At 68.9% G+C, this 12,071-nt stretch carries 8 protein-coding genes; 5 read left to right on the top strand and 3 right to left on the bottom strand.

All coding sequences use genetic code 11. The features are described 5' to 3' along the window. Window positions 1–133: 133 nt before the first annotated feature. Both O9280_RS08440 and dcm read right to left on the bottom strand, forming a co-directional pair. Complete coding sequence (locus tag O9280_RS08440) at window positions 134–1,582, bottom strand: ATP-binding protein (RefSeq protein WP_298341137.1); 1,449 nt, start codon at window positions 1,580–1,582, stop codon at window positions 134–136. 27 nt (window positions 1,583–1,609) lie between these two features. Next, window positions 1,610–2,956, bottom strand: a complete 1,347-nt coding sequence (gene dcm, locus O9280_RS08435) for a DNA (cytosine-5-)-methyltransferase (protein WP_298341135.1) — start codon at window positions 2,954–2,956, stop codon at window positions 1,610–1,612. Window positions 2,957–3,732: 776 nt separating this feature from the next. On the opposite strand from dcm, the gene O9280_RS08430 reads away from it, so the two are divergent. The 3 genes from O9280_RS08430 to O9280_RS08420 all read left to right on the top strand — a co-directional run bounded on the left by O9280_RS08430 (window position 3,733) and on the right by O9280_RS08420 (window position 8,248). After that, window positions 3,733–4,764, top strand: coding sequence for an MBL fold metallo-hydrolase (locus O9280_RS08430; RefSeq protein ID WP_298341133.1), 1,032 nt, complete (start codon window positions 3,733–3,735; stop codon window positions 4,762–4,764). A gap of 107 nt (window positions 4,765–4,871) precedes the next feature. Then, complete coding sequence (gene acnA / locus O9280_RS08425; protein WP_298341131.1) at window positions 4,872–7,589, top strand: aconitate hydratase AcnA; 2,718 nt, start codon at window positions 4,872–4,874, stop codon at window positions 7,587–7,589. 71 nt (window positions 7,590–7,660) lie between these two features. Next, window positions 7,661–8,248, top strand: coding sequence for a DUF2062 domain-containing protein (locus O9280_RS08420; protein ID WP_298341129.1), 588 nt, complete (start codon window positions 7,661–7,663; stop codon window positions 8,246–8,248). A 22-nt stretch (window positions 8,249–8,270) separates the two neighbouring features. On the opposite strand, the gene mutL is transcribed toward O9280_RS08420, so the two are convergent. Next, window positions 8,271–10,082, bottom strand: a complete 1,812-nt coding sequence (mutL, locus tag O9280_RS08415; RefSeq protein ID WP_298341127.1) for a DNA mismatch repair endonuclease MutL — start codon at window positions 10,080–10,082, stop codon at window positions 8,271–8,273. Window positions 10,083–10,228: 146 nt separating this feature from the next. Between mutL and O9280_RS08410 the strand changes: the two genes are divergently transcribed. Further along, the gene (locus O9280_RS08410; protein WP_298341125.1) at window positions 10,229–10,903 is read left to right on the top strand and encodes an iron-containing redox enzyme family protein; all 675 of its coding nucleotides are present in this window, start codon (window positions 10,229–10,231) and stop codon (window positions 10,901–10,903) included. Further along, window positions 10,900–11,871, top strand: a complete 972-nt coding sequence (locus tag O9280_RS08405) for a crotonase/enoyl-CoA hydratase family protein (protein ID WP_298341123.1) — start codon at window positions 10,900–10,902, stop codon at window positions 11,869–11,871. Before O9280_RS08410 ends, O9280_RS08405 begins: the two co-directional genes overlap by 4 nt. Window positions 11,872–12,071: the final 200 nt, after the last annotated feature.

Genomic DNA, 12,071 nt, shown 5'->3' with positions numbered 1-12,071 from the left:
CCTCGGACAGATCCAGTACCTCTTCAACCGCCGCTACAACCTGAGAACCATCCTGCTTCGGCTGGCCCGCGACGCTGCTCAGGCCGCTCCGCACCCCCTCAAGACGACTCGCGCAGCTGAGGCAGCTTGCTGATCAGGTCTTCAGAAGCAGTTCCACGTTCTCGTTGTTGGCACCGAGGTACTCAGAGGAGAACGGATGCGCCAGAGACAACTCGATTTCGACGTTCCGGACGCTGTCATCCCCTTCGACGTGCTCGTGGTTGCTGATGGCAAGCCACTGCTCTCGCGCAGGGTCAACTGAAGTTCGAATGGTGACGACCCACTGCCAGTTCCCGTCGTTAATAGTGACCTGCTTCTCAGATGCCTGCAGTTGGTCTGTCGGCAGTTGCTCCGGGATAGCAGCCGGCTGTGTCGGGGTCGCCTTTGCCGCCTCAATAAGTGGGCCAACCTCAGTCTCGAAGTGCTTTGCAACGGCGTTGGTGGCAACCTGTGCTCGCTCAGCGATGCTCTTCCGAGTGGGCAGCGCACGATAGTTCTCCGCCTGCGCTACGAGGTTCAGCGGCTCTGCCTCGACTGCCTCCTTGAGATGCTCAAGGAAGATGTCCTCGTACTCCTCCCACCGAAAGCCATCCTTGGTATGGCTGACCGCGAAGCCCTCGATGTGCAACTCACCGAACAGGCGTTGGTATGTGAAGCTGTTGGCCTTCTTGAAGATGTACGGCGGGCGGTACGTTTCGTCGCAGCTTCCTTCAATCAAGCGTCCGCGACGGAAGAGCGAAAAGCCCGCAGACGTGGTCGAGCCAACCTCACGCAATGCTGCGAAGCCTGTGACTCGCTGGCCACCACCGAAGTCAAAGTCAATGTCCTTGCGCCACTCGACGGGAGTCGTCTCGGTCGACGAAGGAACGCCAGGTGCGGTGTACGGAACCGAGGTGAGGATTTTGGGTGTCTCGTAGACCAGCAGTTCGTTGTTGAACCTGAGCTCTAGCAGCCCGCTTGCGGTGAAAACGCGATAGATGCTGGCCAGGTGCTCACGAATCTTGGCAACGGTCCGGGTAGCAGGTGGATGGTGTAGCCCCCGCAGCTTCACGACGGTGTAATGGACCCCGGGAGCACCAGACCGACTCTCAGGCGCGAGTGTCTCGATTCGGTTGTCGACAATCTTCTGGACATCGAAGGCGATGCTCCGCTCAGCCGTCTCGCCGAGTGCCTTCGTCCGAACCGACCAGTTTTCGCAGAACCAACAGGCGGCACTCTTCATGCCCATGCCGAACTCTGACAGGCCCGTGCGGTCTGCTGGTACCTGCGCAGCTCTGAAGGCTCGTGGAAAGTCTGACGCCGAGATGCCTGCCGCGTTGTCGGTGACTACGATTTCGCCGCTTGCGGCCGAATTTAGGTCTATGGTGACCTTTAGCTTGAAGTTCGCGCCTTCGACCTCCTCCAACTCCTCCTTATGGGAGAGGTAGCTCTGAAGTGAGTTGTCGACGAACTCTGCAATTGCAAACCACGGCTCGTAGTTCAGATGCCTCAACACCCCGAGCATGGTGACTTCTGGGCGAATCTCTATCTTCTCGCTCTCCATCCATCCAACTCCCTGCAATTTCCTGTTCTAGGCCGCGGCGTACAGGTTCTTTGACAGTGCCGCTCCGGTGATTGAAGTTGACGAGAGCAGGAGGGCTGAAGCGACCATTTCGACCACGTCTGTGTTGACCGCATTACCGAGTGCCTGAAACGCGCGGACGGGGCTACTGGGCAACTGCTTCAGCGACTGCATGCTCTGTAGCCGTGCGCACTCTCTGGGTGTCATGTACCGCTCTTCCCAGGCGATGATGGGGACCTGCGTATCGGTCATGGCAACAAGACTGGGGGCAGTGTTGCGACGCTTGACGCGAACACCCGACGCCCTGAATTGAATGACGTAATCCCACAAGTCTTGGTGACCACCTTGGATGTTCCATTCGAGCTTCTGCAGGCTGGAGGGGAACTTCAGAATCTTGTGCCGCCAGGGAGCAATCCACTCCCGGTTGGCAGCGTAGAACTCACGGTTCTGCCGAATGAAATCCTGCTTCCACTTGGGAAAGAGGAACTGCTCTGTGCGGGCGTGGCTTGGCAGTGCTGCCCACCGCTCTTCCAACGTTGCCTTGTGGCCGAGCTTGACGCCATGGCTCCCGCAAAAACCGGTCAGCCCCTCTGCGCCCAAACGAATCTTTCGCGCAAACGGTGTTTCGAACTCGTAGGGGTACGTCGCACCCCACTCCATGGACCACAGGGGGAACGACGGAAGCTGGAGGTCTTTAGGACAAGCCTTGAGAAATTCGCTCCACACTTCTAGGCACTCTCTGACCTGCGGCGACAGCTTCTTCGCATCATCCGGTCGTTTGTCGAGGACGGCCTCAATGGAAGTCTCGGCATCTGAGCGCTCTGGCCACACAAACGACGTCAAGGGCGCAAGCGAGCCCACGATGTAGACCCGCTCGCGGATCTGTGGGATGCCGAAGTGGTGAGGCGAGTACCGGCGAGCATCTATGTGGTAGCCAAGGCCCTCCGGACCCAAGTTGTGCTGGATGCGCTCCCACGTGCGCCCCGAGTCGTGCTTCAAGAGATTGGGTACGTTCTCAAGAATGAAGAAGGCAGGACGCCTTGCTTTCAGAATCTTCTCTACGTCGAAGAACAGACCGCCTTGCTTGGTGCACTCGAAGCCGAGCTGCTCGCCTGCCTTCGAGAACGGCTGGCACGGGAAGCCGGCTGTTAGCACGTCGTGCTCAGGCACGTCCTTCAAGGCGACCTGTGTGATGTCGCCTGCGGGCCGGAAGCCGTGGTTGACTTCGTAGAGGTCGCGGAGATGCTCCTGCCACTCCGCTGCGAAGACGCACTTCCCGCCCAGTCGCTTTAGCGCGATGTGGAAGCCGCCGAGCCCCGCAAAGAGGTCGATGAACCTAAAGGCCGTCTTGCTCATTCTTCTTGTCGACCGCTGGGCGACCCGAGTTGCGGGAATGGCCCGATTGCACGAAGACCTCGGTACCCTGGTGTGGATGTCGAGGCCTTCCGCGCAGACGGGCGGGGCTCTGCGGTCTGTCAGTGCTGAGTGTTGTGTTCGGGCAGGGTCCAGCCGCGTCGGCGAGGAGGCCTTTGGCGCGGGTGTTTAGACCGGTCGCGGCATTGAACCTTAAAGCTAGGTTTTAGTACAGCATTTTAGGATGACCGAAAGGAGCCTCGCCGTTCGGCATGGGCCGGCGTCGGATTCGGCACCCTCGGTGGAAGCCGGCAGCCATGACCCCGCTCCGGGACGCCAACTGCCGTCGGCTGGGCAGGCCGCCACGGCATCTTGAGCGTGAGCTCCGGCTAGGGCGGGCCTGTGACGTGGCGACCCATACCTGAGAGGACAACACCCCAATGGCTGTCCTGACCACCGGACTGCACAAGTTTTCCGTGCGTCTTCAGCAGGGCGAAGGCCCCGAGACGGGGCAGGCGATCTTCGACGTTGAGCACGAAGACATGTTCAACAGGAGCAGAAGGCTGAGAATTGGGTACAGAGGTAGCGCATGAGGGCACACTACCCCTGTGAAGCGACCCGGCTGGCCGCTATCTGCTCAGCCATTGAGCAGAGAAGGCGTTCTCTAGAGAGCTTGGGTCATCTGCTAGATGGCGCCCTTGCCCGCGTGCTGCCGGACGGGCCATTCGTCGCGACGGTTGCATATCATCGACGGCTGATGTAAAGGCCGGAGACGCCGCATGGCCACGCCCGCACCCCCTTCGACGGCCACGCGCCGCCATTGCCTGCGCGCCGGCCTGGCTCTGGGCCTCGGCGCAGCCCTGCTGTCGCCGTTGGCGCAGCACCTGGCATCGGCGGCCGACGACTTCATCCGTGGTCCGGCCGTGCCCAACCACCCGCTGCTGCGCCTGAGCCCGCGCGTGGCCATGGTGTTCGCCGCGGACGGGTTCCCGACGCCCGAGAACCGCGGGATGATGGCCAACGTGGTGTTCGTGATCACCTCGGCCGGCGTGGTGGTGCTCGACAGCGGGGCCTCGGTGCAGATCGGCGAGATGGCCATCCGCCAACTGCGCACGCTGACCGACCGTCCGGTGGTGGCCATCGTCAACTCGCATGCCCACGGCGACCACTTCCTCGGCAACGACGCCTTCGTGCAGGCCTTCGGCGACGGCCTGCCGATCCACGCCCACCCCGAGGCGCGCCGGCAGATCGCCGGCATCGCCGGCAGCGGCTGGCGCGCCGCCATGGAGCGCTGGACCAACGGCGCGTCCATGGGCACCCGCGTCGTCGTGCCCAACCGCGACGCCGGCCACGGCGACCTGCTGCGCTTCGGCGACACCACGCTGCGCATCCACCACCACGGCCGCGCCCACACCGAGGCCGACCTGTGCGTGGAAGTGGTCGAGGACCGCGTGCTCTATGCCGGCGACGTGGTGATGAACGGCCGCATCGCCAACATGGACGACGGCAGCTACGTCGGCACGCTCAAGACCATCGACGCGCTGGTGCGCGACCTGCCCGACGCCCTGTGGGTGCCCGGCCACGGCCGCGCCAGCCGCACGCTGCCGGCCGAGCAGCGCGTCTTCTTCGCCGGCCTGTACGAGCCTTGCCTGGCGGCCGTGAAGGCCGGCGAGGACGAGGCCGCTGCGCGGCGCCGCGTGCTGGCCGATCCGCGCGTGGCACCCCACGCCGGCCGCATCCAGGGCTGGGACGGCAACATCGGCAAGTACATCAGCATCGCCTACCTGGAGGCCGAGAAGGAGGCGTTCTGAGGGCCCCGCGGGGCCGGGGCTGCAAGGGCCGCGGCCCGAGGGGCCTTGGGCGTGGCGCGCAGCCGGCGCTTCGCATAATCCCCCGGCGTCCACACCCGGGAGCCGTCATGCCGCACGCCTTCGCCAGCACCCTGAAGCCCTTCACCACCGCCTCGGGCAAGACCGGGCAGCTGTGGTCCCTGCCCGCTCTGGCACGCCGCTTCCCCGGCGTGCGCCGCATGCCGGTGAGCCTGCGCATCGTGCTGGAAAGCGTGCTGCGCAACTGCGATGGCCAGCGCGTGACGAAGCAGCATGTCGAGCAGCTGGCACGCTGGCAGCCTCGGGCCGCGCGCACCGAGGAGATCCCCTTCGTCGTGTCGCGCGTGGTGCTGCAGGACTTCACCGGCGTGCCGCTGCTGGCCGACCTGGCCGCCATGCGCAATGTGGCCCAGCGCCTGGGCAAGGATCCCCGCCGGGTCGAGCCGCTGGTGCCGGTCGACCTGGTCGTGGACCACTCGGTGATGATCGACCACTTCGGCAGCGCCAAGGCGCTGGACCTGAACATGAAGCTCGAGTTCGCGCGCAACCGCGAGCGCTACGAGTTCCTGAAGTGGGGCATGCAGGCCTTCGAGACCTTCGGCGTCGTGCCGCCGGGCTTCGGCATCGTGCACCAGGTGAACCTGGAGCACCTGGCGCGCGGCGTGCACAAGGCCGGCAAGGGGCCCGAGGCCGTCCACTACCCCGACAGCCTGGTCGGCACCGACAGCCACACCACCATGATCAACGGCATCGGCGTGGTCGGCTGGGGCGTCGGCGGCATCGAGGCCGAGGCCGGCATGCTGGGCCAGCCGGTGTACTTCCTGACGCCCGACGTGGTGGGCTTCGAGCTCACCGGCGCGCTGCGCGAGGGCGTGACCGCCACCGATCTGGTGCTGACCGTCACCGAGATCCTGCGCCGCGAGAAGGTGGTGGGCCAGTTCGTCGAGTTCTGCGGCGAGGGCACGCGCACGCTCAGCCTGCCCGACCGCGCCACCATCGCCAACATGGCGCCCGAGTACGGCGCGACGATGGGCTTCTTCCCGGTCGACGACAAGACCATCGAATACTTCCGGGGCACCGGCCGCCGGCGCGGCGAGATCGAGGCCTTCGAGGCCTACTTCAAGGCCCAGCAGCTGTTCGGCGTGCCGCGCGCCGCCGACATCGACTACAGCCGCGTCATCCGGCTCGACCTGGGCAGCGTCGCGCCCTCGCTGGCGGGGCCGAAGCGCCCGCAGGACCGCATCGAGATCGGCGCGGTGAAGAGCCGCTTCACCGAGCTGTTCAGCGCTCCGGCCGCGGCCAACGGCTTCAACCAGCCGGCGGAGAAGCTGGCCGCGCCGGTGACCACCGCCGACGGCCTGGCGCTGCGGAACGGCGACGTGCTGATCGCCGCCATCACCAGCTGCACCAACACCAGCAACCCCGGCGTGCTGCTGGCCGCCGGCCTGCTGGCGAAGAAGGCCGTGAAGGCCGGGCTGAAGGTGGCGCCGCACATCAAGACCAGCCTGGCGCCGGGCTCGCGCATCGTCACCGAGTACCTCGAGAAGGCCGGCCTGCTGCCCTACCTCGAGAAGCTGGGCTTCGCGGTGGCGGCCTACGGCTGCACCACCTGCATCGGCAACGCCGGCGACCTGACGCCGGCCCTCAATGAGGCCATCACCAGCAACGACCTGGTCTGCGCCGCGGTGCTCAGCGGCAACCGCAACTTCGAGGCCCGCATCCACCCCAACCTGAAGGCCAACTTCCTGGCCAGCCCGCCGCTGGTGGTGGCCTACGCGCTGGCCGGCACGGTGCTGAAGGACCTGATGACCGAGCCCGTGGGCCACGACAAGAAAGGCCGGCCGGTCTACCTGGGCGACATCTGGCCCAGCAGCGACGAGGTGCACGCGCTGATGAAGCACGCCATGGACGGCAAGGCCTTCCGGCGCAACTACGACAAGGTGCGCCAGGAACCCGGCAAGCTGTGGCAACGGATCCAGGGCGTTCAGGGCGACGTCTACACCTGGCCGCCCAGCACCTACATCGCCGAGCCGCCGTTCTTCGCCGGCTTCACGCTCGAGCCGCCGCCGCCGGCCGAGGCCGGGGCCGGCGTGCGCGGGGCGCGCATCATGGCCCTGTTCGGCGACTCCATCACCACCGACCACATCAGCCCCGCCGGCAGCTTCAAGCCCGGCACGCCGGCCGGGCAGTGGCTGCAGGCGCAGGGCGTGGCACCCGCCGACTTCAACAGCTACGGCGCGCGCCGCGGCCACCACGAGGTGATGATGCGCGGCACCTTCGCCAACGTGCGCGTGAAGAACCTGATGCTGCCGCCGGGGCCGGACGGCTCGCGCGTGGAGGGCGGCTTCACGCTGAAGGGCGGGCAGCCGTTGCCGATCTACGAGGCGGCCATGGCCTGGCAGGCCGAGGGCACGCCCACGGTCGTGTTCGCGGGCGAGGAGTACGGCACGGGCTCCAGCCGCGACTGGGCGGCCAAGGGCACGGCGCTGCTGGGCATCCGCGCCGTGGTGGCGCAGAGCTTCGAGCGCATCCACCGCAGCAACCTGGTGGGCATGGGCGTGCTGCCGCTGCAGTTCAAGCCCGGCGACAGCTGGCAGGGCCTGGGCCTGACCGGCGAGGAGACCATCGACGTGCGCCTCGCCGACGAGCTGCAGCCGCAGGGCGACGCCACCCTGGTGATCAGGCGGCCCGATGGGTCGGTGCAGGAGCGCAGCGTGACCCTGCGCGTGGACACCGCCATCGAGGTGAGCTACCTGCGCCACGGCGGCATCCTGCCCTACGTGCTGCGGCAACTTCTCGCGTTCTGATCGGACTGGGCCACCGAAGGACGACCCGCCCTGCCGCGGGGCCGCCGGGCAGCCCCCACAATCGAAGGCTTATGCTGGATCGCCTGCGCCGCCTGATGCCCACGCCCGAAGCCATGGCGTCCAACCGCTGGCTGCGCTGGCTGGGACCCCGGCTGCTGCACCCGCGGCTGTGGCACATGTCGCGGCGCGGCGTGGCGCTGGGGGCCGCGGTGGGGGTGTTCTTCGCGTTCATCACGCCGATCGCGCAGATCCCGCTGTCGGCTGCGGTGAGCGTGCTGCTGCGCTGCAACGTGCCGGTCTCGGTGGTGGCCACGCTGGTGAACACGCCGCCGACCTTCGCGCCGGTGTACTACGGCGCCTGGAAGCTGGGCGGCTGGGTGCTCGGCACCGACACCGACGACGCCAACCGGCCGGCGCTGCTGAGCGCCGCCACGCCGCTGCCTTCGGCCCAGGCCGCGCAGGCCAACGCGCCCGCGCCCGACCCGCGCCCCTGGTGGCAACGCTGGGGGCAGACGCTCAGCGAGGTGGGCCGCCCGCTGCTGGTGGGCACGGTGATCTTCGCGGTGGGCTTCTCGCTGCTGGCCTACGGGCTGGTCAACGGCGTGTGGCACTGGCGCGTGCGCACCAAGCGCCGCCGGCGGCTGCGCTTCGGGCGCTGAGAGTGTGAGAGGCGGCGCGCCTTCAGCGGCCGCGCAGGAACAGCCCGTCCAGTTCCTTCAGCGTGACCTGCCGCCAGGTCGGGCGGCCGTGGTTGCAGGTGTCGCTGCGCTCGGTGGCCTCCATCTCGCGCAGCAGCGCGTCCATCTCGGGCAGCGTGAGCCGGCGGTTGGCGCGCACGGCGGCATGGCAAGCCATGGTGGCGAGCAGTTCGTCGCGGGCGCGCTGCACGACGCGGCTGCCGCCGACCTCGGCCAGCTCGGCCAGCACCGCACGCACGAGCTCGGTCAGGTCGGCATCGGGCAGCGCGGCCGGCCGGCTGCGCACCACCAGCGTGGCCACGCCGAGCACGCCCACGTCCAGGCCCAGGGCCCGCAGTGCATCGGCGTGCGCCTCGGCGGCGGCCAGTTCGGCCGGCGTGGCCGCCAGCGTGTGGGGAATGAGCAAGGGCTGCGCCGGCAACTCGGCACCCGCACCGGCCGCGGCATCGGCGGCGCGCTTCAGGCGCTCGTAGACGATGCGCTCGTGGGCCGCGTGCATGTCCACCACCACCAGGCCGCTCGCGTTCTCGGCCAGTACGTAGGCGCCCCCGATCTGCGCCACGGCGCGGCCCAGGGGCTGCTCGACGGCCGGCGGGGCCTCGGGGGCGGCCGGCAAGGGCTGCGCCAGCGCGCGCAGCGCCGGGGCCCAGGGCGCGCGGGGCTCGGCCGCCTTCAGCGCGCCGCCACCGGCATCGGCCCAGGCCAGCGAAGGCTGCCACGCCGGGCGGGCGGCCGCTGCGGGCGGCGAGCTGGCCACGGGGTCGGCCTCCGCCACCGGCGTGGCCACTGCCGCCGTGGCACGGGTGGGGGCCAGCGCCTCCACCACCGCCTGGCGCACCGCCTGGAACACGGCACCCCCGTCGCGGAAGCGCACCTCGGCCTTGGCCGGGTGCACGTTGACATCCACCAGTTCCGGCTCGATCCCGAGGAACAGCACCCAGGCCGGCTGCCGGGCGCCGTGGAGCTGGTCGTCGTAGGCGGTGCGCACGGCGTGGCTGACGAGGCGGTCGCGCACGCAGCGGCCGTTGACGAACAGGATCTGCAGGTCGGCACGGGCCCGCGCAGCCTCGGGGTGGCCGATGCGGCCCCGCAGGGTCAACGGGCCGCGCTGCGCCTCGAGCGGGCGGCTCGCGGCCTCGAAGTCGCGGCCGAGCACGTCGGCCAGGCGCTGCAGCCAGGGCGCCGGGCGCCACTGCGCGACCTGCCGGCCTTCGTGCCACACGGCGATGCCCACGTCCGGCCGCGCGAGCGCCGCGCGCCGGACGACGTCGAGCGCGTGCGCCAGCTCGGTGGCGTCGCTCTTGAGGAACTTGCGCCGCGCCGGCGTGGCGAAGAACAGCTCCTGCACCTCCACCGTGGTGCCCCGGGACCGCGCCGCGGGTGCGAGCTCGCCACCGCGCGCCTGCAGCCGCCAGGCGTGCGGGGCCTCGGCGGTGCGGCTGGTGATGGCGAGCTCGGCCACCGAGGCCAGCGCGGCCAGCGCCTCGCCGCGGAAGCCCATCGTGCCGACGCGCTCGAGCTCGGCGAGGTCGCGGATCTTGCTGGTGGCGTGGCGCTTGAGCGCCAGCGGCAGCTGATCGGGCGGGATGCCGACGCCGTCGTCCTCGACGGACACCAGCCGCACGCCGCCACCGGCCAGCCGCACGGTGACTTGGGTGGCGCCGGCATCGAGCGCGTTGTCCAGCAGTTCGCGCACGGCGGCGGCCGGACGGTCGATCACTTCGCCTGCGGCGATCTGGCTGATCAGCTCGTCGGGCAGCTCGCGGATCGGGCGGCGCGGCGGCTCTGGGGACATCGGGACGGGATTCTAGGAGCGCCAATCGGCGCGCGCTTTTCGCGATTGCCGCCTAGACTAGACCCTGAGCGCACGAAGAGTCCGAGCCTGAGAGGGCCACGGGCCGCAGCGTCGTTGGCACGGTGGCCGTTACTTGCCGGAGGATCATGCTGCCCTTCTTCGCCGATCTGGTGACCCGCACCGACGAGGATCGCCGGACCTTCGAAACCCACCCGCAGCTGGTGGATGCGGTGGCCCACGGCATGAGCGTGGAGCGCTACCGCGCGCTGTTGCTGGAGCTGTACCACGTGGTCTGGCACTTCAACCCGGTGTGCGCCGCCGCGGCGGCGCGGCTGGGCTCGCCGGCGCACGACCCCGACAGCGCGCTGCGCTACTTCCTCTACGAGCACATGCACGAGGAGTCGGGCCACGAGAACTGGGTGCTGGCCGACCTCGAGGCCCTGGGCATGACGCGCGCCGACGCACGGGCCCACCGCCCCGGCGCGCACACGCTGGCGCTGAACGGCTACAACCACTGGAGCGCCGCCATGCGGCAGCCGCTGTCGGTGCTGGGCATGCTGTACGCGCTGGAGGTCATCGCCTCGGTCTACGGCGGACCCTTCGCCAGCGCCATCCGCGAGCGGCTGCTGCTCGAGGGCGAGCAGGGCGTGAGCTTCATCGGCTCGCACGCCACGCTGGACTCGCAGCACATGGCCGAGTTGCGGCAGGTCCTCAACCAGGTTGGCGATGACGCCGTCCGCGAAGCCATCGTCGAATCGGTGCAGGTGAACTTTCACCACCTGACCCGCATCCTCGAGGCCCTGCCCGCCAGCACCCCATGAGCAAGCCCGCCGCCGTCGGTGTCGCCGGCCTGCTCGGCAGGCCCTACAAGACCATCCGCCTGGAGTGGCACTCCGAGCTGGCCTTGCTGCGGGTGCGCGCCGCCGTCAGGCCCATCCAGTGCTACAGCCTGGCCGCGATGACCGAGATGCAGCAGGTGCTCGACGACATCAGCGCCAACCCCGGCCTGCTGCGCCACCTGGTGCTGACCTCCGACGTGCCCAAGGTCTTCAACTTCGGCGGCGACCTGGCCCTGTTCGTGCTGCTGGTGCGCGCCGGCGACGTCGACTCGCTGCGCCTGTATGGCATGAAGTGCGTGGACATGGTCTGGTGGCTCGAGAACGCCGCCACGGTGGGCGTGCACACCACGGTCATGGCCGCGGGCGACACCCTGGGCGGCGGCCTGGAGAGCGTGCTGCCCTTCCACCGCATCATCTTCGAGAAGAGCGCGCAGGCCGGCTTCCCCGAGGTGCTGTTCAACCTGTTCCCGGGCATGGGGGCCTGGGACTTCACGATCCGCCGCGCCGGCTTTGCCGTGGCCAACGAGATGATCCTGTCGGGCCACCTCTACGGCGCGGAAGAACTGCTGTACCGCCGCCTCATCGACATGGTGGTGCCCGACGGCGAGGGCGAGCAGGCCATCGACCGCGTGGTGCGCGAGGTCGACCCGCGCCACCGCGGCACCCTGGCCGCACTGCGCGCGCAGCGCGTGGCCGCACCGATCCGCCGCGAATCGCTGGTGGCCATCGTCGACCAGTGGGCCGAGAGCGCCATGGGCCTGACCGACCGCGACCTGCGCCTGATGGAGCGCCTGGCCCGCGCCCAGGTGCGCAAGGCCGGTGGCGGCGACGAGGGCGCGGTCGAGGAGATCAAGCGGCTCGAGCTCGACATGGCCTGGGGCGGCGAGCGCCGATGCGGCGTGGAGCGCCGGGCCGTGCCGCCCCCGGTGGACCGGCGCGTGCGCACCTGAGCGCTGCCGCGCCCGCCGCTCAGAGCCTGTGAAGATATGGGTCGCGTCCGCGCCGGGGTGGCCAAGGGCCCTGGGCAAGGCGCGGCGCGCAGCCCGCACGGGACGTGCGGGCCAGCGGCGCAACGCGGCCCAGGGCCCTTGGGTACCCCGGCCCTTCGGGTTGACCCCCGCAGGACGCCCGCTCAGCGTTGCAAATGCTC

It is taken from the genome of Silanimonas sp., assembly GCF_027531545.1.
Taxonomy (GTDB): Bacteria; Pseudomonadota; Gammaproteobacteria; order Xanthomonadales; family Xanthomonadaceae; genus Silanimonas.
This window is presented reverse-complemented; position numbering and strand designations above follow the sequence as displayed.